This is a genomic window from Pseudomonas sp. Leaf48 (assembly GCF_001421885.1).
Taxonomy (GTDB): domain Bacteria; phylum Pseudomonadota; class Gammaproteobacteria; order Pseudomonadales; family Pseudomonadaceae; genus Aquipseudomonas.
In genome coordinates, this window is record NZ_LMLH01000012.1 from 397,061 (window position 1) to 420,484 (window position 23,424).

General features: G+C 60.6%; 24 protein-coding genes and 2 pseudogenes. 16 read left to right on the forward strand and 10 right to left on the reverse strand.

The features are described 5' to 3' along the window. Positions 1-7 precede the first annotated feature (7 nt). Positions 8-958 (forward strand): alpha-E domain-containing protein, encoded by a 951-nt coding sequence (locus ASE98_RS11995; RefSeq protein ID WP_060541570.1) that lies wholly within the window; start codon positions 8-10, stop codon positions 956-958. Continuing rightward, positions 955-1,767, forward strand: coding sequence for a transglutaminase family protein (locus ASE98_RS12000; protein ID WP_060541571.1), 813 nt, complete (start codon positions 955-957; stop codon positions 1,765-1,767). The genes ASE98_RS11995 and ASE98_RS12000 overlap by 4 nt, the downstream gene beginning before the upstream one ends. A gap of 126 nt (positions 1,768-1,893) precedes the next feature. Here the strand turns inward: ASE98_RS12000 and ASE98_RS12005 are convergent, their stop codons facing one another. Continuing rightward, positions 1,894-2,829 (reverse strand): LysR family transcriptional regulator, encoded by a 936-nt coding sequence (locus ASE98_RS12005; protein ID WP_060541572.1) that lies wholly within the window; start codon positions 2,827-2,829, stop codon positions 1,894-1,896. 165 nt (positions 2,830-2,994) lie between these two features. On the opposite strand from ASE98_RS12005, the gene ASE98_RS12010 reads away from it, so the two are divergent. From ASE98_RS12010 to ASE98_RS12020, 3 genes are read left to right on the forward strand one after another with little or no spacing between them, the layout of a single operon-like run. After that, on the forward strand, positions 2,995-3,489 hold the full coding sequence (locus tag ASE98_RS12010) for a DMT family transporter (protein WP_060541573.1): 495 nt from the start codon (positions 2,995-2,997) through the stop codon (positions 3,487-3,489). Positions 3,490-3,491: 2 nt separating this feature from the next. Continuing rightward, the gene (locus tag ASE98_RS12015) at positions 3,492-3,944 is read left to right on the forward strand and encodes a DMT family transporter (protein WP_060541597.1); all 453 of its coding nucleotides are present in this window, start codon (positions 3,492-3,494) and stop codon (positions 3,942-3,944) included. Positions 3,945-3,984: 40 nt separating this feature from the next. Next, the gene (locus tag ASE98_RS12020; protein ID WP_060541574.1) at positions 3,985-4,149 is read left to right on the forward strand and encodes a metallothionein; all 165 of its coding nucleotides are present in this window, start codon (positions 3,985-3,987) and stop codon (positions 4,147-4,149) included. 171 nt (positions 4,150-4,320) lie between these two features. On the opposite strand, the gene ASE98_RS12025 is transcribed toward ASE98_RS12020, so the two are convergent. Beyond that, positions 4,321-4,548, reverse strand: coding sequence for a DUF6555 family protein (locus ASE98_RS12025; protein WP_060541575.1), 228 nt, complete (start codon positions 4,546-4,548; stop codon positions 4,321-4,323). A gap of 146 nt (positions 4,549-4,694) precedes the next feature. Here ASE98_RS12025 and ASE98_RS12030 point away from each other — a divergent pair, with 146 nt between their 5' ends. The 5 genes from ASE98_RS12030 (at position 4,695) to mnmH (ending at position 9,041) form a co-directional block, all read left to right on the forward strand. Further along, the gene (locus ASE98_RS12030; protein WP_060541576.1) at positions 4,695-5,474 is read left to right on the forward strand and encodes an AraC family transcriptional regulator; all 780 of its coding nucleotides are present in this window, start codon (positions 4,695-4,697) and stop codon (positions 5,472-5,474) included. A 100-nt stretch (positions 5,475-5,574) separates the two neighbouring features. Continuing rightward, a complete protein-coding gene (locus ASE98_RS25800; RefSeq protein WP_082457527.1) occupies positions 5,575-5,748 on the forward strand; it encodes a DUF1427 family protein in 174 nt (57 codons plus the stop codon). Between the two features lie 27 nt (positions 5,749-5,775). Then, positions 5,776-6,732: a quinone oxidoreductase family protein gene (locus tag ASE98_RS12035; protein WP_060541577.1), complete on the forward strand. Its 957-nt coding sequence runs from the start codon at positions 5,776-5,778 to the stop codon at positions 6,730-6,732. 171 nt (positions 6,733-6,903) lie between these two features. Beyond that, entirely contained in the window at positions 6,904-7,938 is a 1,035-nt protein-coding gene (gene selD, locus ASE98_RS12040) for a selenide, water dikinase SelD (RefSeq protein WP_060541578.1), read from the forward strand. Continuing rightward, complete coding sequence (gene mnmH / locus ASE98_RS12045; RefSeq protein WP_060541579.1) at positions 7,938-9,041, forward strand: tRNA 2-selenouridine(34) synthase MnmH; 1,104 nt, start codon at positions 7,938-7,940, stop codon at positions 9,039-9,041. The genes selD and mnmH overlap by 1 nt, the downstream gene beginning before the upstream one ends. A 214-nt stretch (positions 9,042-9,255) precedes the next feature. Here the strand turns inward: mnmH and ASE98_RS12050 are convergent, their stop codons facing one another. Beyond that, positions 9,256-9,930, reverse strand: a complete 675-nt coding sequence (locus ASE98_RS12050) for a hypothetical protein (RefSeq protein ID WP_060541580.1) — start codon at positions 9,928-9,930, stop codon at positions 9,256-9,258. Here ASE98_RS12050 and ASE98_RS26545 point away from each other — a divergent pair. Then, positions 9,892-10,230: a hypothetical protein gene (locus ASE98_RS26545; RefSeq protein WP_156465492.1), complete on the forward strand. Its 339-nt coding sequence runs from the start codon at positions 9,892-9,894 to the stop codon at positions 10,228-10,230. The genes ASE98_RS12050 and ASE98_RS26545 overlap by 39 nt on opposite strands. Before the next feature lie 49 nt (positions 10,231-10,279). Beyond that, positions 10,280-10,990 carry a glutathione S-transferase family protein gene (locus tag ASE98_RS12055; RefSeq protein WP_060541581.1) on the forward strand — a complete coding sequence of 237 codons (711 nt, stop codon included), beginning with the start codon at positions 10,280-10,282 and terminating at the stop codon, positions 10,988-10,990. 29 nt (positions 10,991-11,019) lie between these two features. Here the strand turns inward: ASE98_RS12055 and ASE98_RS12060 are convergent, their stop codons facing one another. After that, the gene (locus ASE98_RS12060) at positions 11,020-12,549 is read right to left on the reverse strand and encodes an FAD-dependent oxidoreductase (protein ID WP_060541582.1); all 1,530 of its coding nucleotides are present in this window, start codon (positions 12,547-12,549) and stop codon (positions 11,020-11,022) included. Positions 12,550-12,691: 142 nt separating this feature from the next. Then, the gene (locus tag ASE98_RS12065; protein WP_060541583.1) at positions 12,692-14,902 is read right to left on the reverse strand and encodes a TonB-dependent receptor; all 2,211 of its coding nucleotides are present in this window, start codon (positions 14,900-14,902) and stop codon (positions 12,692-12,694) included. Positions 14,903-15,180: 278 nt separating this feature from the next. Between ASE98_RS12065 and ASE98_RS12070 the strand changes: the two genes are divergently transcribed. After that, entirely contained in the window at positions 15,181-16,272 is a 1,092-nt protein-coding gene (locus tag ASE98_RS12070; RefSeq protein WP_060541584.1) for a DUF1615 domain-containing protein, read from the forward strand. 77 nt (positions 16,273-16,349) lie between these two features. On the opposite strand, the gene ASE98_RS12075 is transcribed toward ASE98_RS12070, so the two are convergent. Both ASE98_RS12075 and ASE98_RS26550 read right to left on the reverse strand, forming a co-directional pair. Further along, positions 16,350-16,790: phage infection protein (locus tag ASE98_RS12075; RefSeq protein WP_156465494.1), on the reverse strand; the 441-nt coding region annotated here is incomplete at its 5' end. 1 nt (position 16,791) lies between these two features. Then, positions 16,792-17,005: pseudogene (locus ASE98_RS26550) on the reverse strand (phage infection protein); the annotation flags it as partial. Between the two features lie 226 nt (positions 17,006-17,231). Here ASE98_RS26550 and ASE98_RS12080 point away from each other — a divergent pair. Next, positions 17,232-17,855, forward strand: coding sequence for a glutathione S-transferase (locus ASE98_RS12080; protein WP_060541585.1), 624 nt, complete (start codon positions 17,232-17,234; stop codon positions 17,853-17,855). A gap of 167 nt (positions 17,856-18,022) precedes the next feature. Here ASE98_RS12080 and ASE98_RS12085 read toward each other — a convergent pair whose 3' ends face one another. Next, positions 18,023-18,463 (reverse strand): CBS domain-containing protein, encoded by a 441-nt coding sequence (locus tag ASE98_RS12085; RefSeq protein WP_007976812.1) that lies wholly within the window; start codon positions 18,461-18,463, stop codon positions 18,023-18,025. A gap of 407 nt (positions 18,464-18,870) precedes the next feature. Between ASE98_RS12085 and ASE98_RS12090 the strand changes: the two genes are divergently transcribed. Further along, a complete protein-coding gene (locus ASE98_RS12090; protein ID WP_162237392.1) occupies positions 18,871-21,231 on the forward strand; it encodes a DNA polymerase II in 2,361 nt (786 codons plus the stop codon). Here the strand turns inward: ASE98_RS12090 and ASE98_RS12095 are convergent. Both ASE98_RS12095 and ASE98_RS12100 read right to left on the reverse strand, forming a co-directional pair. Continuing rightward, the gene (locus tag ASE98_RS12095; protein ID WP_060541587.1) at positions 21,196-21,666 is read right to left on the reverse strand and encodes a DUF1810 domain-containing protein; all 471 of its coding nucleotides are present in this window, start codon (positions 21,664-21,666) and stop codon (positions 21,196-21,198) included. The two genes, ASE98_RS12090 and ASE98_RS12095, sit on opposite strands and share 36 nt — an antisense overlap. Positions 21,667-21,695: 29 nt before the next feature. Further along, positions 21,696-21,899 (reverse strand): annotated as a pseudogene (locus ASE98_RS12100) (aldo/keto reductase); the annotation flags it as partial. 101 nt (positions 21,900-22,000) lie between these two features. Here ASE98_RS12100 and ASE98_RS12105 point away from each other — a divergent pair. Then, a complete protein-coding gene (locus ASE98_RS12105) occupies positions 22,001-22,750 on the forward strand; it encodes a hypothetical protein (RefSeq protein WP_060541589.1) in 750 nt (249 codons plus the stop codon). The last annotated feature ends 674 nt before the right edge of the window (positions 22,751-23,424 follow it).

A 23,424-nucleotide genomic window follows, 5' to 3' on the forward strand; every position in this document is an offset into this window, starting at 1 on the left:
GCCTGTCATGTTAAGTAGAACTGCCTCGGATCTGTATTGGATGTCACGTTACCTGGAGCGGGCGGAAAACCTCGCACGGATGCTCGACATCAGTTATTCGCTGTCGCTGATGCCACAGGATGGCCGTGGCGACGGGCTGCACGAGCTGGCCATGCCGCTGTTGATTACCGGCACCCTGGACGATTACATCGAGCGGCACGGTGATTTGCACGCCGAGCGGCTGCTGCATTTCTTCGCCCTTGATGCGGCCAACCCGGCGAGCATTTACAGCTGCCTCGGCGCAGCGCGGGCCAGTGCCCATGCGGTGCGCGGGCGCATCACCGCCGACATGTGGGAGAACATCAACGCCACCTGGCTGGAGATTCGCGGGATTGCCGAGCAAGGCTTGAGTCGCTACGGCATGAGCCGTTTCTGCGAGTGGATCAAGGAACGTTCCCACCTGTTTCGGGGCGCGTCCTACGGCACCATCATGCGTAATGACGCATTCCGCTTCATTCGTCTGGGTACGTTTATCGAACGGGCCGACAACACCTTGCGCCTGCTCGATGCCCGCTACGAAATGGCCGGCGATCAGGCTGAAGCGGTCAGCGACGGCACCGCTCACGCCTATTACCAGTGGAGTGCCTTGTTGCGGGCGTTGTCGTCGTTCGAGGCCTACACCGAAATCTACCGCGACGCTCCCGGCGCCCGACAGGTTGCCGAGTTGCTGTTGCTGCGGGCCGACGTGCCGCGTTCGTTGCGCGCCTGCACCGAAGAAATCGACCAGATCCTCGCCCAGCTGCCTGGAGCCAACGGCCGTCCGGCGCAACGCCTGGCCGCGGAGATCGACGCGCGCCTGCGCTACACCGGCATCCACGAAATTCTCGAAGAAGGCCTGCACGCCTGGCTGACCGAGTTCATCCCGCTGGTGCGCCAGTTGGGCAATGCCATACACAGTTCTTACCTGGAGGCGGCATGAGACTTTCCATTAGCCACGAGACCACCTATCAATACGAAGACAAGGTGCGGGCGAGCATCCAGTACCTGCGACTGACCCCTCACGACAGCGAGCGCCAGCACGTGCTCAGTTGGCAGCTCGACCTGCCGCGCCCGGTGCGCGCGCAACTCGATCCGTTCGGCAACATCCTGCATGTACTGACCATGGACGAACCCCATGAGGCCATCATCATTGGCGCCCGGGGCCAGGTGGACATTGATGAGCTGCGGGAGGCCGAGCACGAAAGCCAGTCGGCATTGCCGTTTTTGCGTTTCACCCGGCTGACAGAAGCCGACCAGGCCCTGCGCGCTTTCGCGCAAAAACAATGCAAGCAACGCCGAGATCGCACGGCGCTGATCGACTTGATGCATGGCCTGAATCAGTACATGACCTATACACCCGGCTCCACTGAAGTCGACACCAGCGCCGCCCAGGCTTTTGCCGGCCGTAGCGGCGTGTGCCAGGACCACACCCACGCGTTCCTCGCCTGCACCCGCAGCCTGGGCATCCCGGCGCGTTATGTGTCGGGGTATCTGTACAGTGAAAGCAGTGAGCACCTGGCCAGTCATGCCTGGGCCGAAGCCTGGCTGGATGACGCCTGGTACAGCTTCGACGTGACCAACGAACTGGCGCGTCCGGAACGGCACCTGAAACTGGCGGTGGGCCTGGATTACCTGGATGCCTGCCCGGTGCGCGGCATGCGCCGGGGTGGTGGAAGCGAACAGATGCACGCCAAGGTACTGGTATCGCCGACGCCGGTGGCACCGGTTGTTTCGGTGCAACAGCAGTAAGCGCACAACGACATCCGCGTCACCAAGGAACCTGTGGGAGCGGGCTTGCTCGCGAAAGCGGTGATCCAGTCGGCATCTTTGTTGGCTGATACACCGCTTTCGCGAGCAAGCCCGCTCCCACAGGTGCTACGGTCTGTCCCAATAGGGCACTTCGCCAAAACATTCGACGAAAAAATCGATGACCGTTCTGACCTTCACCGACAACCGTCGGCTGCCCGGCCAGAGCACGGCGATCTGCTGCGGTTCGAGGCTGTTGGATACCTGATAATCCCCCAGCACCGGCACCAGCGAGCCGTTGCGCACGGCGTCGCCGATTAGCCATGACGGAAACATCACCAGCCCCAGGCCCTGTTCGGCGGCCTGGGTCAGGGTGTCGGCATGGTTGCCGGTTATAGGCCCCTTAACCGAATAGGGTGTCCAGGCCTGCTGACCTTGACGGAAGAACCAGCGCTGCTGGCCGGCCGCGCCCTTGTAGGCCAGGCATTGATGAGCCACGAGATCGGCGGGGTGTTGCGGTATCCCGTATCGCGCAAGATAAGCCGGGCTCGCCGCCACCTGAAAGCGATGGGGTGCCAGAATCCGCGCCTGCATGCTCGAATCGGGCAACGGGCCGATGCGAAACAACAGGTCGGCGCCTTCCTGCAAGGGGTCGACATAATGGTCGGTCTGCTGGATATCCAGTTGCAGTTTCGGGTAGCGCTCGCACAAGCGACCCAGCCATGGCGTCAGGTGCCGTTGACCGAACACCACGGGCGCGTTGATCCGCACCAGCCCGCCGGGTTCGCTTTGCTGTTCCTGCAAGGCCTGTTCGGCTTCTTCCAGTTGAACCAGTACCAGTCGTGCATGGTGGCCGAGCATGCGTCCGGCTTCGGTGGGGGTGACGGCGCGTGTATGTCGGTAAAGCAGTTGCTGGCTCAGGGCCTGCTCCATCAACTGGATCTGTCGGGAGATCGAAGAGGGCGCCAGGCCTTCGCGGCGGGCCACTTCGGAAAAACTGCCGTGATCGAGCACTGCGACAAACAGCCGGAGCGCCTTGAATCCCAGTTCATTGAGGCCGTGCATGATTAGTCCCGCTGTGCGTTTTACGCAAAAGTGTTGTTGGCATTCTCCCATTTATCGCACAGCGGCGCCAAACGATAATGCACACCTCTCTAATAACCAGCGCTCAACCCTGTGGGAGCCGGCAGGCCGGCTTCCACAGTTCGAGCGATTACATGGGTGCTGTGCATGCAATCTTCTTCCATTGATCCCGCGGGCGTCGACACGATGCCCGCCACCCGGCCGGGGCTGCGCCTGCTGCTGTTGCCTCTGGTGATTCTCGCCGGCATGGGGCTATCCGTGGAGGCCGGCTTGCTCGGGCCCCTGGGTGTGCAGGTCGGCCATCTGTGGGCGACCTTAAGCATCTTCGGCGTCGGTTCGGCGATTCTGTTCTTGCTGTTGCTGTTCAGCGGCCCGCAACGCGGCCCGGCCCTCAGCGAACTGCCCCGCTGGCAATTGATCGGCGGCTTTCTCGGGCCGATGTACGTGGTCGTGTTGACCTTGGCCACGCCGCACATCGGTATCGCGATGACCATGATCGCAATTCTGTCCGGGCAGGTTGGTAAAAGCGTGTTGATCGACCATTTCGGCTGGTTCGGCGCCACCCGCAAAAAGGTCAACGGGCAACGTTGGCTGGCTTTGCTGTTGATTGTCGCGGCACTTGTCTTGATTGCTCGGGGTTGATGATGAATCTGATTATTCTGTTGGCCTTGGTGGTTGCCGCCGGTGCGGTGTTGAGTGTGCAGGCAGCGATCAATGGCCGGCTCGGTGAAACGGTCGGCGTGTTGCGCAGCAGTTTGCTGACCTTTGTGGTCGGGACTGTGACCACCGGGTTGCTGATCCTGTTTTTCGAACCGGCCCACGCCGTCAGTTTGCTCGATGTGCCGAAATGGCAGCTCGGCGGGGCGTTTTTCGGTGTGGTCTACATGATGGTTATGGTCGGCGCGGTGCCACGGGTGGGCACGGCGGTGGCGACCGTGGCGGTGATTGTCGGGCAACTGGGAATGGGCATGCTGATCGATAACTTCGGCTGGCTGGGCAATCCGCCGATCGAGTTGTCGGGCAACCGCATTCTGGCGATGGCGTGTCTGGCCCTGGCACTGCTGTTCATGTACCGCAGCAGCACCCGAGAGGCGTAACATCAATCCTGCACATACACATACCGAAGGAGTCAGAGTCATGATCGACAGCGAAAGTGTCTGCGATTGTCCAAAATGTTCCTGCAAACTCGGTGAGCATCCGATTGCCCGCCACGGCAAGCATTATTGCTGTGAAGCCTGCGCCAAGCACCATGAACACGGCGAGGAATGCACCCATAAAGGCTGCAAGTGCGCCCATGGCTGATAGCAACCGTGCAGGAAAAAGTGGAGCCTGACTCGGCTCCACTTCCATTCTCAAGCTGTCATCGTCCAGCCGATCGCTGCGGCGCACCGTGCCCTGCAAGCGCCGGCCTTCGACGCGCAGTACCACAGTCCTGGTCTTCAATCCCCCCCCTCGATCATGCGAAGCCAGGCGTCAGTTCGCCGGCCGCCACTTGACGTTCTCCACGCCGAATTTCTCTGCCATCGGCTTGCTGGTTTTTTGCACCTTTTCACGGCCAAAGCGAGGAATACGGCCAACTCCCGCATCACAGCTCGCCCAGTGCCAAGCCTCGGCATTATCCATTTTGTCCAGACGGATAATGAATGACTTGGGGACGCCATGAAGGGTGTACTCGATGACGAAAAGTTTTGCGCTGTTCATAAAGCCCTTGTTCCTCCCTGTGGTACATAGAAGGATCGCGGCCTGCGCGGAAAATTCATTCGAATTGGCGGGCGGTTACGGTTGCTGGCGACAAGTTCTATGTCCCGTTACCATGAGACATCTCCCACCTCCAATGAATATTGACCATGGCCCTTGCCGTGCCGCCAGACCTGAGCGATTTCGATGTGCCCGTGCAACCGCTGGCACGGACGTATCCGCGCGGCTTGTACATCGAACCCCATGAGCATGTCTGGGGCCAGTTACTGTACGCGATGAGCGGGGTGATGTGGGTCGAGACGCCACACGAGGCGTTGGTAGTGCCGCCGCAACGGGCGGTATGGTTGCCGCCGGGGGTGCCTCACGGGATTCGCGTGGTGTCCGATTTGCAAATGCGCAACATCTACCTGCGACCGGCGTTAGCGGTGACGCTGGATGGCAGTGTGCAGGTGATCGAGGTGGGCGGGTTGCTGCGTGAATTGATCCTCGGGTTGGTGGAGCAGGGCAGCGACGGGGCGCCCGAGTATTACGAAGCCTTGGTCGGCCTGACCCTTCTGGAGCTGCAGCGGGCCAAGCGATCGCTGCTGAGAATCCCGCTGCCGGATGATTCCGATCGAAGACTGATGAACCTGTGCCAGGCCGTGATGGCCGCGCCGTCCCTCGACGTACCGTTTGAACAGCACGCGGAAAACGCCGGTGCCAGCGTGCGCACCCTGGCGCGGCTGTTCAAGGACGGTTTGGGCATGGGCTTTGCCGAGTGGCGGCGCCAGGTGCAGCTGGCGACAGCGGTAGCCGAATTGATCCAGGGTGTGCCGGTCAGCGGGATTGCCCGGGAGCTGGGCTATTCACCTAGCAGCTTCAGCGACATGTTCCGCCGTGAACTGGGCGTCGCGCCTTCGCAGTTTTCCACAGGGCAACGCCAAGGGTGACCCCCCCCGGCTTTGGCCGAAATTCAGAAGCACTTGGCCGATGCACACGGTTCTCACCCTTTAGACTCAGCGCAACTTCAATTGCTCCAAGGAGTCTGCCATGAGCTACCTCATCTCACTGGCCATTGGTCTGGGCGTCGGGTTGCTGTACGGCGCGCTGGATTTTCGTTCCCCGGCACCACCGGCCATCGCGCTGGTCGGCCTGCTCGGCATGCTTGCCGGCGAAAAGCTCTGGCCGATGGGCCGACAGCTGGCCGCTGGCTGGATCTCCTGAGACCATCATCAACTTAATGGAAATGCCATGAAAGCACTGCAGTTTGACAGGACCGGCGATCTCTCGGCCCTGCGCTATGTAGAAGTTGCTACTCCTGTTCCCGGTGCCGATGAGGTATTGGTCGAGATCAAGGCCGCCGGACTCAACCCCAGCGATGTGAAGAATGTGCTGGGACGTTTTCCCTACACCACCTTGCCACGGATTCCCGGTCGGGATTTTGCCGGTGTGGTCGTGGCGGGTCCTGACGCATTGATCGGCAAGGAGGTGTGGGGCACCGGTCGGGAGTTGGGGTTCTTCGCCGACGGTTCCCATGCGCAGTTCGTCAAGCTGCTGGCAGGCGGCGTGGCCCAAAAGCCCGGCAACCTGAGCTTTGCCCAGGCCGCGAGCATCGGCGTGCCGTACACCACGGCGTGGGATGCACTGGAGCGCAGCCTGGTAACTACCGGAACCCGCTTGCTGGTCATAGGCGGTGGTGCGGTCGGCAGCGCAGCCCTGGCGCTGGCCAAGGTACGGGGTGCCGAGGTGCTGGCGGCGGCACGGCGCCCGGAGCAGGTCAAGGATTTGCGGGAGCAGGGGTACCCGACTATCCAGCTGGATAAACCCGAGGACCTGGGCGCGCAAGTCAATGCTGTGTATGCCGGCGGCGCCGAGGTGATTTTCGACACCACGGGTTTCTGGTTGCCGGCTTCGGTGGCGGCGTTGGCCACCTTCGGCCGCATCGCGATCATTGCCGCGCCCGTAGACGGCCATGTGCAATTGCCGGCCCTCGCGCTGTACCGCAAGGGCGGTTCGGTGGTGGGGGTCAACACCTTGCTGTATGGCGTGCAAGCCTGCGCGGCGATGCTCGATCAGTTCGGCCGGTATTTTGATCAGGACTTGCTGCCGTTGCCCCAGGGGTTGGTCGAGTCGCCACTGGCCGAAGGGCTGGAGCGCTATGGCGAGGTCAATCAGGGCTCGGGCGGCAAAGTGATCCTGCTGCCCTGACCCGATCTGTGTGCGGGAGCGGGCTTGCTCGCGAAAGCGGTGTGTCAGCCAATCGAGATGTCGATCGGGTCACCGCCTTCGCGAGCAAGCCCGCTCCCACACCGGTTAGGTGTAATACCCCGCATGGGCTTGCTGTAGAATCCATGGCACTGACTTCACGAGGTGTGTTCCATGAGCGAGCCGATTCGCCTGACCCAATACAGCCATGGCGCCGGTTGCGGCTGCAAGATTTCCCCCCAGGTGCTGGAGGTGATTCTGGCCGGCAGCGGGGCGCAGAACCTGGACCCGAGGCTGTGGGTCGGCAACGCCTCGCGTGATGATGCGGCGGTGTATGCCATCGACGAAGAGCGCGGCGTGGTCTCGACCACTGATTTCTTCATGCCGATTGTCGACGACCCCTTCGATTTCGGCCGCATTGCCGCCACCAATGCCATCAGCGATATCTACGCCATGGGCGGTGATCCACTGATGGCGATCGCCATTCTCGGCTGGCCGGTGAACGTACTGGCACCGGAGGTTGCCCGGGAGGTGATTCGTGGCGGGCGTGCGGTGTGCGACGCGGCAGGGATTCCATTGGCCGGTGGGCACTCCATCGACGCACCTGAGCCGATCTTCGGCCTGGCCGTCACCGGGCTGGTGGAAAAACGTCACATGAAGCGCAATGACACCGCCACTGCCGGTTGTCTGCTCTATCTCACCAAACCCCTGGGTATTGGCATCCTCACCACCGCCGAAAAGAAGGGCAAGTTGCGTCATGCCGATATCGGCCTGGCCCGCGACTGGATGTGCACCCTGAACAAACCCGGCAGCCGTTTCGGCAAGCTCGACGGCGTGACCGCGATGACTGACGTCACCGGTTTCGGCCTGCTCGGGCACCTGGTGGAAATGGCCGACGGCAGCCAGCTCACCGCACGCATCGACTATGACCGCGTTCCGCGCCTGCCGGGGGTCGAGTATTACCTGGAACAGGGTTGCGTGCCGGGGGGCACGCTGCGCAACTTCGACAGCTACGCCAGTAAGCTGGGGCGTCTGCAGGAACTGCACAAACGTGTGCTGTGCGATCCGCAGACCAGCGGCGGGCTGCTGATTGCGGTGACGCCACAAGGCAATGCGCAGTTCCTCTCGGTCGCCGCCGAACTGGGCCTGGCGCTTGAGCCGATCGGTGAACTGGTCGAGCGACAGAGCAACGCGGTCGAGGTGTCCTGATGTCTGTCGACTGCACCGATTACCGCGACATTTTCCTCAACGATCGGCCGATGATGGATGCCCGCGCGCCGATCGAGTTTCTCAAGGGTTCGTTCCCTGACGTGGTCAATCTGCCGTTAATGAACGACCACGAACGGCAGCGCATCGGCACCTGCTACAAGCAGCACGGTCAGCAAGCGGCAATCGTCATGGGGCATCAGTTGGTGTCCGGGCAGATCAAGGCTGAACGCATCCAGGCTTGGGCAGACTTTACCCGCGCCCATCCCGATGGGCTTTTGTACTGTTTTCGTGGCGGCTTGCGTTCGCAAATCGTTCAGCAATGGCTGAGGGACGAGGCCGGCATCGACTATCCGCGGGTCGGTGGTGGTTACAAGGCGATGCGTACGTTCCTGCTCGATACCCTCGATCAAGCGATTACCCAGTGCGATTTCGTCTTGTTGGGCGGCATGACCGGCACCGGCAAAACCGAGGTGCTCACGCAGTTGCGTAACGGCCTGGACCTTGAAGGGCACGCCAACCATCGCGGCTCCAGTTTCGGCAAGCGGGCTACCGGCCAACCTTCCAATATCGACTTCGAAAACCGTCTGGCGATAGACGTGCTGAAGAAGCGCGCCCAGGGCATTGGCCAATTCGTGCTGGAAGACGAAAGCCGCGCGGTCGGCAGTTGCGCGTTGCCGCTGCCGTTGTATCAGGGCATGCAGCAGTTTCCGATGGTCTGGCTGGAAGACAGCTTGCAAGGGCGGGTCGAGCGGATCTTGCGCGATTACGTGGTGGACTTGAGTGCCGAGTTCATCGGTGTACATGGCGAGGAAGGTTTTGCGCTGTTCTCAGAGCGTTTGCTTGAAAGCCTGAACAATGTGCAGAAGCGCCTGGGCGGTGAACGTCATCGGCGCATGCTGGTGCTGATGGAGGACGCGCTGGCGGAGCAGGCCAGGAGTGGTTCGGTGGACCTGCATCGGGGCTGGATCGAAGGTTTGCTGAGCGAGTATTACGACCCGATGTATGCATTTCAACGCGAGAAGAAAGGCATGCGGATCGAGTTCGCCGGGGAGCACGGGGCGGTTCTGGAATACTTGCGTGAGCGGGGCAGTCGGCGGGAGTGATGGTGGTCTTGCCGGCGCGATCCCTTGTGGAAGCGAGTCTGCTCGCGATGGCGGCGTGTCGGACGACATCGATGTTGGATGTGCCGGCCTCATCGCGAGCAGGCTCACTCCCACAGTAGTTTATTGGGTGATTGTGGGTTTTGGTCACACACGCTGACCCTGTGGGAGCGAGCTTGTTCCGGGCGGCGATCCGACGAAAGATGCGCCGCAGGACTCAGGTCGGACAGGTTTGCTGGCCATTATCCAGGCCTTGCTTGTAGATGTGGCTTTGCAGGCTGGCCTTGCCGTTCTGCCAGGTCAGCGTGAGCACGTATAGCGAGTCGTAGTCGCTGGACTCCCAGTCCTCGGTGATTATCATTTCCTTGCCAACGGCTTCACCGGCGACCTTGTTGATCAGGTCGGGCAGATAGCCGTGGGACCAGGCGGTATAGATGACCGAGTTGTGGTACTTGTCGTGCAGCAGTTCATCGGCCAGGTCGCTGGTGTCATTGGCCGAGAAGTTGATGTTTACGGGCAACCCGAGCTTGATGGCGGCGGGGCTGATGGTCATCAGTGGGCGAATGTAGCTGTAGGAATTGTCCAACTCGCCTTCCTCGACATTGCGCGTCGGGTTCGCGGCGAACACGTAATTGGCCTTGCCGAATTTTTCCGGCAGCAAGGTAGCCAGGTCGATGGCGCGGTTCAGGCCCTGGCAATTGAGCTGGCCCAGGCCGCCGGCGGGTTTCTCCCCGTGGCGCAGGAATACCAGGGTCTGGGTGCCATCCATCGGTTGCGCGCGAGTCTTGCTGGACTCCAGCGCCAGAAACAACGCGGTGGTCACCAGCAGTGCAGGCAAAAAGAAGTAAGCGCGATGTTTGAAGCGCTTGGCGAATTTGAAAAAGTTGATCATTGGATGTCGGTCTTCAGCGCAATTCTGTTAAGGCTGACAAACCTTTACACGGCGAACTTCCAGCGTCGCGTGTTTTCCATGTCGTTGAAGCGGTCAATTAGAGTCCATGATACCCATTTGGTTCTATGCCCGGCCGAGCGCGCACAATTTACCGGTAACCTTCAATGGGTTGCAGCACAGGTTATTGACAGTATGTTGCGAAATTATGGACAAGGTACACCAGTAGGAACTGCCGAAGGCGGCGATCTTTTGAATCTATTCATCAGTAATGTTGATGACGCCAAAAGGTCGTGCGAATGAGGCAGCTACATTATGCTCATCCATCTCAATGTCTTCGTGGATCCATCCCATGCCTGATCTGTCCGCATTCCCCATCACCAGCAAATGGCCAGCCCGCTACCCGGAGTGGATTCAGCTGTACTCGTTGCCCACCCCCAACGGCGTCAAGGTTTCGATCATGCTCGAAGAGATCGGCCTGCCGTACGAGCCTCACCGTGTAGGTTTCGACACCAACGACCAGATGTCTCCCGAGTTTCTCTCGCTGAACCCCAACAACAAGATTCCGGCGATCCTCGATCCCCATGGCCCGGACGATCAGCCGCTGGCATTGTTCGAGTCCGGGGCGATTCTGATCTATCTGGCCGACAAGAGCGGGCAACTGCTGGCCCAGGAGTCGGCAGCGCGTTATGAAACCATTCAGTGGCTGATGTTCCAGATGGGCGGGATCGGCCCGATGTTCGGCCAGCTCGGCTTTTTCAACAAATTTGCCGGCAAGGACTACGAAGACAAGCGCCCCCGCGACCGCTACGTCGATGAAAGCAAACGCCTGCTCAAAGTCCTCGATGGTCGCCTCGAAGGGCGCGACTGGATCATGGGCGAGCGCTACACCATTGCCGACATCGCAACCTTTCCCTGGGTGCGTAACCTGATCGGCTTCTATGAGGCTGGCGATCTGGTGGGTATCCAGGATTTCCCTAACGTCACGCGGGTGCTGCAGCGTTTCCTGGCGCGGCCGGCAGTGATACGCGGTCTGGAAATTCCCAAACCCGTCTCTAACTGACACCGCCGCTCCCACAAGGGGGACTCTGCTCAGGCAATGAACGGCCGAATGCCGTGATGTTTGAAATACCGCTCGATCACCTTGGGGTCCGAGCAGGTTTCGGCAATCGCCACATAGGTATCCGGGCGCAACAGGTAAAACCCGTTGCGCCCAAGTCCTGCCGCTTCAAATGCCGGCCGCCAGGCGAACACATGCAGTGGCAGATGGTGTTCATTGCACCAGGCGATCATCTCGTCGCTGGTGTCGCCATAGACGTGCACTTGCCAGGTCAGGCACTTCAGCGATTCGTAATTATCCCCCTCGCCGTCGTGGGCCCAGGGCAGGCGGTCGCCTCCATGAACGTGGCCGGCAACGCCCGCGCTCAGGGGCATCGCGCGATAGTTCAGGGTGATTTGCGACACTGTGCGAAAGAGAAACTCGCGGGAGGTTTCGAACGACGCCATTTTCGGAATCACGAAGGGCGCCAGGCGCGTGCGTAACAGGTCGGCGACGGGGCCTTCAGCGGTGACGAAGGTGAACACCCGGTCCGTGGTCGCCACCAGTTTGCGGGCAAACGCCATGCGTTCGGTTTCATAGGTGTCGAGCAGTCTGGCTTCGGCACCGCCAGTCAATACCGCCGCAAGTTTCCAGGCCAGGTTGATTGCATCGCCAATCCCGGTGTTCATGCCCTGGCCGCCCGCCGGGCTGTGGACATGGGCGGCATCGCCCAACAGGAACGCGCGGCCGCCGCGAAAGTGATCCGCCACCCGATGATGCACCCGGTAGGTGGAGAACCAGTTCAAGTGCTCGATCTGCACTTTCATATGTTCGATGGCGCGGCTGCTGACATCTTCGAAACGCAGGGTCTCGGCGTGTTCGGCGCGATCATCGCGAACGGTGCCGATCAAGCGGGCACGTCCCGCACCCGCCAGCGGGAATACGGCGAGGAAGTCTGCCTCATCAAGATCCACATGCAGTTCGCCGTTGAACGTCGGGCCGCTGCCCTGCACATCGGCAACGTAGAAAATCTGTTGGTAGGTACCGCCGGGAAACCCGGTGTCCAGGGTCTTGCGCACCCTCGAGCGGGCACCATCGCAACCGGCCAGGTAGCAGGCCTGGCAGATTTCCTGCTGGCCATCAGGCAGGTGCAGTGTGGCCGTGACGCCGTCATTGGTTTGCTCGAAACCCTGCAGTTCGGTATTGCGCTCCACGGTGATGCCGAAGGTTTCCAGGCGTTCGATCAGCAGCCGTTCATGTTCGTCCTGGGGAAAAATTTCGAGGAATGCGTATGGCGTCAGTCCCTCGCCGATGCGGCTCAGGGGCAGGTGTGCCAGCGGCTCGCCCTTGACCCAGAAGTTGGCGGCTGCCACCCGATGGCCATTTTCCACCACGGCCTCGGCCAAGCCGAGCTGGCGGTACAACTCCAGTGTCCGCGCCTGCACGGCCAGCGCCCGGGACGTGGTGCCGGGCGCGGAGGTCTTGTCGAGAATCCGCACGCGAACCCCCAGCTTGCTCAACCACAGCGCCAGGACCAGCCCGGTAGGGCCGGCGCCGATGATCAACACGTCGCTACGCTGCATGGGCCTGTCCTCTTTGCTTGCGCATCAGTATGGTCCAGTCGCGCATGGGAGCCAGTTCGCCTGCCCAACGGGGGCAAGCCCCCTCGCCACAAAGTGTGTTGCCCAGCTTAAGTGAACGGCATTATCTGCCCGCAGGGGACTTTCAGAAGTCGATAGTGCCCGACAGCTTCGCCGAGCGTGGTTCGCCCTGGGTCAGGTAGCCGCCCTGGGCCGACTCCCAGTAGTCCTTGTTGGCCACGTTCTCGACACCCAAGCGTACGGTCACGTCTTTTTCCTGGACCTTGAAGGCGTAACGGGCGCCGACATCGAAGCGGTTCCAGGTCGGCAGGCTGAGGTTGTTCGCCGCGTCGGCGTACTGGCCGCCGGTGCGCAACATCCGTCCGCTCAGCGCTACGCCTTGCATGCCGGGCACATCCCAATCTACGCCAGCGTTGAACTGGAAGCTGGGAACGCCAACCGCCTGGTTGCCGTCGTTGAGGCCGTCCTGGGTGTTTTTAAGTTCGGTGTCCATCACGGTTACGCCGCTGAGCAGGCGCAGACCGTCAATCGGCTCGCCGAAGACATTCAATTCAACGCCTTTGTTGATCTGTTCGCCATCGTGTACGAACACGGCGGTGCTGTCGTCGATGACCTGGGTATAACCATCGGCCGGCTGTTCGATGCGGTACACGCCCAGGGTCGCGCCGTAGGTGCCCATGTCGACTTTTACGCCGGCTTCGACCTGCTTGGTGCGCGACGGTGCAAAGACTTCATTGCCGTTGACCACGACTCGCGAGCCGGAGGTGGTCGGCGCTGTCGGCCCCTTGGTCAGACCCTCGATACGGTTGGCGTAGAACGACACGTGGTCCCATGGTTTGAACACGATGCCGTACACCGGAGTCGTGATCGACTCATCGTAGTTGGAAGTACGGCTTCCGGTGTCATAGTCATAGCCTTGCACAACCAGCTGTTGACGGCGTACGCCAAGGGTTATCAGCAGGCGATCATCGATAAACCCCAGGGTGTCGGACATTGCGACGCTGCGCATGAAGGATTTACCGGTGATGCCCGGGTCACCCAGGTCCCCGCCAGAGTAACCGCCCCCAGGCGCCGGAACGTCGATCGGGTCGTAGATGTTGTTCGGGTAATCGTTCTGGTCGAAATCGTAGGCGTTGCGCTGTTCGGTCCAGATCCCGGCCAGGCCGAAATTGAGCCGGTGGCTGACGGCTCCAGTGTTGAAGGCGCCATTGAGACCCGCCATGGCGCTGGTGTTGTCCTCTTCATGGGGAATGTAAGAACCGCTGGTCACCGAACTGCCATCGTTGCCCACCAGGGTGGTGGAGTCGTAGTTGCCGACTTCTCGGGTGTGCTTGGCACCCGCGGCGGCGTAAGCGGTCCAGCTGTCGTTCAGGTCGTACTCGGCACGCAGCATGCCCAAGGTGTCTTCGATCTCGCTGAAGCCCCACTTCTGCGCATAGTTGGTGTCGGCCGATGGTGCATCCGGAATGTCGGTGGCGTCGCCGATATTGACCGAGCTGCGCCCGCCATTGACCCGTTCTTTGGAATAGATGAAGTCGCCGGAGAGGCGCAGGGCGTCGCCGCGGTAATCAAGGCCGAGGGCGAAAAGCTTGGAGCGCTGGTTCTCGTCATCGATGGCAGTGTCGCCTTCGCGTTGCGACAGGTTGATACGTGCACCGAAGCGGTTGTCCTCGCCAAAGCGCTGGCCGATATCCAGGTGCTGGCCGATGCGCCCGTCGTCGCTGATGTCCGTGGTGAACCGCTGCAACGGCACGTCACCGGCGCGCTTGGGTTGCAGGTTGACGCCGCCGCCGATACCGGAGCCGGTCGGGGTGACGCCGTTGATGAAGGCGTTTGGCCCCTTGAAGACTTCCACTCGCTCCACGGCATCGGTGGAAATGATCTGCCGCGGCAGGATGCCGTAAAGGCCATTCAAGGAAATGTCGTCGCCGTAGAGGGGCAGGCCGCGAATCATGAAGCTCTGGGCCTGGTTGGAGTACCCGGAGGCCTGACGCACCGATGAATCGTTGAGCAGCACGTCGCCGACTGTTTCGGCTTGCTGGTCGCGGATCAATTCTTCCGTATAGGACGTCATGCTGAACGGTACGTCCATGATGTCCTGGTTGCCCAGCACACCCAGTTGCCCGCCGCGTGCGACCTGACCGCCGCTGTATACCGGGGGTAATTGTGACGGTGTGGGAGCCTGGGCGTCGATGTTGACGTCGCCCAGCACCAGCGGTTGGCCTTCAGCCTGGGATGTATCGGCAGGTGCGGCGTGAGCCGTCACGTTGAGGGAGCAAAACAGGGTGAGTAGCGTCGGGCGAAAAAAAACGCCGAGTCGGGCGAAAGGTTTCATGCATGGTCCTGGCGGCGCGCCGCCGATGAAAAAATAAAGGGCCGGCGCGGGACTCCTTGCGCAAATACGACTCCACGCGCAAATGATAGTCGTTATCAATAATGTCGCGAAATGCGTTTTCTGCGAGGTATAGGGGCAATTTCTGCCAGCGCAGAAACCTGAGGAACCGTGGCTGGGCAATTTCAGCGGCATGAACGGCAAACTTTGGGCACGGTCATGGCCTGCGCCATGCCATTGGTCGTATGGTTTACCTGGCTCAACGGATTTGATGGAACGACATGCAAGCCAAACGATTTATTTCAAGCGTCGCCGTATTACTGGTACTGGCCGGCTGCGGCAGCCAACGGACCCAGGAGGCCGCTGTGCGCAATCCGGCCGAAGTGAAGGCCGAAATCGTCCGCCTGCTGCCGGCCAAGACGGTCGACCGCCAAGGCTGGGCCACCGACATTCAGGCGGCATTTGCTGCGCAGAACATCTCGCCGACCACGCAAAACCTCTGCTCGGTGCTGGCCGTAACCGAGCAGGAGTCGACCTTTCAGGTCGACCCGTCGGTGCCGGGGCTGGGCAAGATCGCCCGTGACGAGATCGACCGCCGTGCGGCCAAGGCGCATGTTCCTGGCCTGCTGGTCAGCGCAGCGTTGCAGTTGAAGGCTCCCGGCGGCAAAAGCTATAGCGATCGCCTGAATGCGGCACGCAGTGAGAAGGAGCTGAGCAGGATTTTCGATGATTTCATCAACATGGTGCCCATGGGGCAGACGCTGTTTGGCGGTTTCAACCCGGTGCATACCGGCGGGCCGATGCAGGTCAGCATCGATTTCGCCGAACAGCAAGCCAAGGGTTATCCGTATCCGGTGAACGGCTCGATCCGCCAGGAAGTGTTCAGCCGACGCGGTGGCATGTATTTCGGTATCGCCCATTTACTCGGATATCCGGTGAGCTACCAGCAGCCGCTGTATCGTTTCGCCGATTTCAATGCCGGCTGGTACGCCAGCCGCAATGCCGCATTCCAGAGTGCGGTGAGCCGGGCTTCGGGCAAAACCCTGGCACTGGATGGCGATCTGGTGCTCCATGGTTCGATCATGCCCGGGACCACGGAGTTGGCCGTGCGCAGTCTTGGCAAGCAACTGGACATGCGCAATCCGACGATCCGCGCGCAACTGGAGCAGGGCAATAGTCTGGCGTTCGAGAACACGAAGCTGTATCGGCGGGTCTTTGCGCTGGCCGAAAAGGCCGAAGGTCGATCACTGCCACGGGCGGTATTGCCGGGAATTGAGCTGAAAAGCCCGAAGATCACCCGCAAACTCACCACGGCCTGGTTCGCCAAACGGGTCGATGAGCGTTATCAGCGCTGTATGGCGCGGGCGAAGTGACATTAGTTTGTTGCAGACGTAAAAAACCCGGCTGATGAGGCCGGGTTTTCCTTGAGTGCCGCAGTGAAGCCAAGCATTCAGGCAGTACGGTTCTGGATCAGTCGGTCGGAACCACCTTCAGCAACGCGGTTTTCGATCAGTCGATCAGAACCACCTTCAGCCACACGATTCTCGATCAGGCGATCGGAACCACCCTCAGCGACACGGTTTTCGATCAAGCGATCAGAACCACCTTCAGCCACACGATTCTCGATCAGTCGATCAGAACCACCTTCAGCCACACGGCTTTCAATCAGTCGATCAGAACCACCCTCAGCGACACGGTTTTCGATCAAGCGATCAGAACCACCTTCAGCCACACGATTCTCGATCAGTCGATCAGAACCACCTTCAGCCACACGGTTTTCAATCAGTCGATCAGAACCACCCTCAGCGACACGGTTTTCGATCAAGCGATCAGAACCACCTTCAGCCACACGATTCTCGATCAGTCGATCAGAACCACCTTCAGCCACACGNAACCACCCTCAGCGACACGGTTTTCGATCAAGCGATCAGAACCACCTTCAGCCACACGATTCTCGATCAGTCGATCAGAACCACCTTCAGCCACACGGCTTTCAATCAGACGATCCGAGCCGCCTTCAGCGACCACAGGTTGAGCAGAGGTAGCGGCGAAAGCGTTAACTGCAAAAACCGAGAAAGCGATGCCGAGAAGGACCTGGCGTTTCATGATGGTGTGCTCCGGGGTGTTATGGGTTGGTATGGAGCAGATGTTACGCCGCGGATTTTTTATGAGAACTTCATTGCGCTGATGGTGACCATCGACAGCAATGATAGGACCCATGCCTTGGCGCACCTGGCGATGATGATGCGGTCGTCGGATGGCCAGGGCAGGGCCGATGGGGCCTTCTACACTGATCGGCATTGGCGCGACCGCAGTCTGCAAGGAGAGGTTTATGTATCAGCTCTACGGCCATCAGAATTCCGGCGCCGCGGCGATAGAGGCAGCTCTGGAGCTGTGTGAAATCCCTTATCGTTTTATCGATGTCGAGTCATCTGTGCAGGCGGCGCAGGCGCTGGAGAAGCTCAACCCGCTCAAGCAGATTCCGACGTTACAGCTCCCCGACGGCAGCGTCCTGACCGAGAGTGCGGCGATCCTGATTCACCTCGGGCTGACATTTCCCGCTTCGGGGCTGTTGCCGCAAGATCCCGCCGAACGCGACCAGGCCATCCGTGGCATGGCCTACATCGTCAGCAATTGCTATGCGGCCATTGGCGTGATCGATTACCCGGAGCGCTGGCTGTCCACGACGGATGAAGCGTCAAGGCAAAACCTCATGGCCGGTGCGCGCAAACGCCTGCATTGGAGTTGGGACGTGTTTGCCGATCAGTTTTCCGGCGAGTTGTACCTGGGGGGCGAGACACCCGGGGCGCTGGATGTGCTGGCGGCGGTGATATCGCGGTGGGCCGGTAGCCGCGAGCATTTGCGCAGTGCCCGGCCGGGTTTTTTCGCCTGGCTTGAGCGAATCGACCGCCATCCCGTATTGGCGCCGGTGTTTGCCCGGCATTGGCCCGCTTGATCAGCATGAAACCACTGTAGGAGCCCGGCTTGCCGGCGATGGCATGTGCAAGATCGCCATCGCTGGCAAGCCAGCTGCCACAGGGCAACGATCAGATAACGGCTGTGGCTGACCCATGCGTAGACGCCTCGGCTTGGGCGAGGCCATTCAATTACAGAGGGGGCGTGTCATTCGCCGCGGATGTACTGCTCCAGCTGGCGAATCAATTCGGCCTGTTCGGCAATCGCTTCCTTGACCAGGTCGCCGATCGACAGCAGACCGATGAGCTTGCCACCTTCCACCACCGGCAGGTGACGCAGGCGTCTGTCGGACATGATGCCCAGGCAAGTGTCCACGGTTTGATGGGTATCGACGGTGATCACCGGCGATACCATGATATCGCGCACCGGCGTGCCCACCGAAGAGCGGCCATGGAGCACCAGTTTGCGCGCATAGTCGCGCTCGCTGATGATGCCCAGCACCTCGTCATTTTCAACCACCAGCAAGGCACCGACGTTTTTCTCGGCCATCTTCATCAGGGCTTCGAGCACCATGTGATCGGGTTTGATCTGGTGCACTTCCTGATTCTTCTGATCTTTGAGCTTGAGCAATTGAGCGACGGTTTTCATGGTGGTTACTCGGGTGTTGTCGTTGTTCATGAAGAATCGTAGACACAGGCGCTGAGGGCAAGGGCGAAAGCGGCAGATAACACGCAAAAAACGGCATTCAGCGGTTTTTCTGCAGTAAACCGCCCATTGGCGAGGGGGACTTGCCTGTGCGAGGGGGCTTGCCTGTGGCGAGGGGGCTTGCCTGTGGCGAGGGGGCTTGCCTGTGGCGAGGGGGCTTGCCTGTGGCGAGGGGGCTTGCCCCCGTCGGGCTGCGAAGCAGCCCCCTAAAATGTCCCAGCACCAAAGATCTTGTGAGTGCTGCGCACTCAAGCGGGGGCAAGCCCCCTCGCCACAGGGGATCGACCTGCGCGCTATCGCGGCCCATGACAGGTAGAATCCCCTTCTGAATCAAATCTGAGGTTGCAGTGGTGGATTTACAGCAGGGCTTCGTCCTGACCCGGCATTGGCGCGATACCCCGGCCGGCACCGAAGTCGAGTTCTGGCTGGCGACCGATGCCGGTCCCCGGTGCATCCGCCTGCCTCATCAACCGTCGGTGGCGTTCATTCCGGCCCAGCAACGGCAGCAGGCCGAGGCGCTGTTGCAGGGTGAGAAGAATGTCGAACTCAAAGCCCTGGCCCTGGAGGATTTCGAACATCGTCCCGTCCTGGGCCTGTACTGCCAGCAGCATGGACAGTTGATGCGCCTGGAAACTGCGCTGCGCAGGGCCGGTGTCGAGGTGTTCGAGGCCGACGTGCGGCCGCCGGAGCGCTACTTGATGGAGCGATTCATCACCGCTCCCGTCGTTTTTACCGGTACACCGAACGACAAGGGCGTGCTGCTCGACGCCCAGATGAAAGCCGACCCCGACTATCGGCCGAACCTCAAACTGGTCTCCCTGGACATCGAGACCACGGCACAGGGCGAGTTGTACTCCATTGCCCTGGAAGGCTGCGGCGAGCGTCAGGTGTACATGCTCGGTCCGCCCAATGGCGACGATAGCGAGGTGGATTTCCAGCTTGAGTACTGCGACTCCCGTACCTTGCTGCTGAAAAAGCTCAACCAATGGTTTGCCCGTTTCGACCCCGACGCGATCATTGGCTGGAACGTCGTGCAGTTCGATCTGCGCATCCTGCATGAGCACGCAAGACGCCTGGCCGTGCCCCTGAAACTGGGGCGTGGCGGCGAGGAAATGCAGTGGCGCGAACATGGCAGCGGCAATCATTACTTCGCCTCGGCGGCAGGCAGGCTGATCATCGACGGCATCGAGTCCCTGCGTTCGGCGACCTGGAGCTTCCCCTCGTTCAGCCTGGAAAATGTCGCCCAAACCCTGCTCGGCGAGGGCAAGTCGATCGCCACGCCGTACCAGCGCATGGACGAAATCAACCGCATGTTCGCCGAGGACAAACCGGCGCTGGCCAAGTACAACCTCAAGGACTGCGAACTGGTGACACGGATTTTCGCCAAGACCCAGTTGCTGACCTTCCTGCTGGAACGCGCCAGCGTCACCGGTCTGCCGGCCGATCGCAGCGGTGGTTCGGTGGCGGCGTTCACTCATCTGTATATGCCGTTGATGCATCGCCAGGGGTTTGTCGCGCCAAACCTCGGCGGCAAACCACCGCAAGCCAGCCCCGGTGGTTTTGTCATGGACTCGCAACCGGGGTTATACGAATCGGTGCTGGTGCTTGACTACAAAAGCCTCTATCCGTCGATCATCCGCACCTTCCTGATCGACCCGGTGGGGCTGATCGAAGGGCTCAGGCTTCCGGATGACAGCGAGTCGGTCCCGGGGTTTCGCGGGGCGCGGTTTTCGCGCACCCGACATTGTCTGCCGGCCATCGTCGCGCGGGTCGCCGAGGGTCGGGAAACCGCCAAGCGCGAGCACAACGCACCGCTGTCCCAGGCGCTGAAGATCATCATGAACGCGTTCTACGGTGTGCTCGGCTCCAGCGGTTGTCGCTTCTTCGATACGCGGCTGGCGTCGTCCATCACCTTGCGTGGTCACGAGATCATGCTGCGTACCCGCCAGTTGATCGAAGCCCAGGGCCACGCGGTGATCTATGGCGACACCGACTCGACGTTTGTCTGGTTGCGTCGCGCTCACGGTCAGCAGGAAGCCGCGCAGATCGGTCATGCGCTGGTGGACCACGTCAATCAGTGGTGGCGCGAACATGTGCAGCAGGAGTACGGCCTGCAAAGCGTCCTGGAATTGCAGTTCGAAACCCACTACAAACGCTTTTTGATGCCAACCATTCGCGGCGCGGAAGAGGGCAGCAAGAAGCGCTATGCCGGGCTGGTGACGCGCGCCGATGGTAGCGAAGAAATGGTCTACAAGGGCCTGGAAACCGTGCGCACCGACTGGTCGCTGCTGGCCCGGCAATTCCAGCAGGAGCTGTACTCGCGGATCTTCCAGCGCAAACCCTATCAGGATTACGTGCGCGACTACGTGCGCAAGACGCTGGCCGGGGAGTTCGATGACCGGCTGATCTACCGCAAACGCCTGCGCCGTACCCTGGACGACTATCAGCGTAACGTGCCGCCCCACGTGCGCGCGGCGCGGATCGCCGACGACTACAACGATCTTCAGGGCCGCCCGCGTCAATACCAGAACGGCGGATGGATCAGCTACGTGATCACCGTCGCGGGCCCCGAGCCGCTGGAAATTCGCAGCGCACCCATCGATTACGACCACTACATCACCCGGCAGCTGCAACCGGTGGCGGACGCGATTCTGCCGTTTGTCGACGACGATTTCTCAACCCTGATTGGTGGGCAACTGGGCCTGTTTTAAGTCCATCAACGACAACGTCCAGGCATCCAGAATGCCGTGAAAATAGCGGTCCAGAGCCTGGTGGAACGGACTATCCCGGTCTGCTACCTCGGCGAACAGCGTCATCGATGAGTGAAATTTCAGGTCATCCGGATGGCCGAAAATCGCTGCAACCGAGCGCTGCTGGATGTTAAGCACTTCCTGAGTGCAAGTGCGTAACCTTGCACCCAGCAAGGGATGATCCAGATAGGCCAGGGCTTCTTCCCGCGAGTGAATGGCAAAGTGCCGGGACATCTCACTGCCGCCCAGCCCGGCAAACTGCGGGAAGATGAACCACATCCAGTGACTGCGCTTGTGACCAGCACCTAACTCGGCCTGGACCCGGTCGAATACCGGGTCCTGCGCCTGTATGAAGCGTTGCAGGTTAAAGGTGTCCAGCGGATCGGTGCTTCTCATGACGAAGCTCTCTGACAGGCTGTATTGGCTTAGACCATGGCCGACGGCTGTTTGCGTTGTGGCGCACGAAAAGCTTGGTCCAGCGCCTCCAGATCCCCGGCCTCAAGTTGAAAATCCGCCGCGTGGGCGTTGAGTCGTACATGTTCGGGACTGACCGCCTTGGGGATGGCGATCACTCCATCCTGACGCACAATCCAGGCCAGCGCTATCGGTGCCGGCGTCACCGATGATCGATTGATGCCTGCCGACACTGCACTTTTTCGAATTGAGCGGCTCTATCCATGGGCAGCCTGCGGCGATCCCCACCGTTGGCCCATGCCAAGTTCAAGACCCCATGGCTCAAGCTTTACCTGTTATCAGCGCTCTGTTGCGAAAGCATTGCTGGCTGCCGGCCGGCCTGGCGATCTTGCTTTTTGCCGGCTGCAGCCAGCAGCAGGGCAGCGATATCTTCACTCAGATGCGCGAAGGCAAGCCCCAGGAGTTTCTGCAAACCAGCGTCGACCGCATGGCGACCCTGGCGATGCGCGACAATCTCGACAGCCTCTACCGGATCATGGGCAAGCTTTACCTGCGCAACCCCGACGAGCTGAAAAAATCCGGTTTCCTCGATGTCCGCACCGCAGTCAAGCAAGTGCGCCTGGCCATCGAGCAGGAGCAACCGCTGCCCACCCTGGGTGGCAAAAAGGACCTGGCGGCCCTGCGCTTTGCCATGAGCCCGGAGTTTCTCGGTGACCGGGTCGGGGCCTTCATCTATGCCATCGGCAGCATGCTGGTCACGGCCCACGGCAATCGCCTTGAGTTTTACATGACAGACGCGATCAACCCGACCTTCGTCAGTAACGCCGCGCGCAATATCGAGATAGCCACCTGGATTCTGAGCCAGCGGCAAAACAGGGAGGGCCAGCCCTTGCTGTTCTCCAATGAAATCTCGGAAGAGGGCAGCAACCTGAGTTTTGCCGTGGAGTTCGGCAAGATCGTCGCGCGCCTGGACTTGCTGACCCAGATGCTCGACGAGCGTTATCGGCGCATTGGCTTGAATTACGCGCAGAGCCTGTTGTTTCTCAATTTCCTGCCGGTCCAGTGAAAATCCCCTGTGGGAGCGTAATGCTGTTCACTTTAGGTTAGAGGGCTCCAGGTGGATATTTGGATTAGGTGCATATCCATTCCTGCGGTAACGGCCACYTATGGTTTCGCTCTTACAGCGAGTCACTTGGAAAAGCCCCAAGTAACCAAGGGCTCTTGCCCCTGACGTTCGGTGCCTCGCCTAGGCTCGGCATGCCCTCGCTCCGGTCCTGCTCCGTGGGCCCGCCGCGATGGGCCATCCTTCCATTCCTGCGGTAACGGCCACTTATGGTTTCGCTCTTACAGCGACTCACTTGGAAAAGCCCCAAGTAACCAAGGGCTCTTGCCCCTGACGTTCGGTGCCTCGCYKAGGCTCGGCATGCCCTCGCTCCGGTCCTGCTCCGTGGGCCCGCCGCGATGGGCCATCCWTGGCCCAGCGCGGCTAACCCGGCATCCATGCCGGKTTGCCCACTGCGCAGAACCWCCACTCGGCCTCTCGAGGGGGCAAGAAAATCAAAAGCCAAAGCCAAAGCGAGGCGGCCTGAYAGCCGACCTGATTAAGGGACCTGTCTACGATCCAATTGTGGGAGCAAGCTCGCTCCTACAGGGGAACGTGCTCACTAGAATTCAGGTCGGCTGTCAGGCCGCCTCGCTTTGGCTTTAGATTTGGGCGCCCCGTTAAACCACGATGGCCGA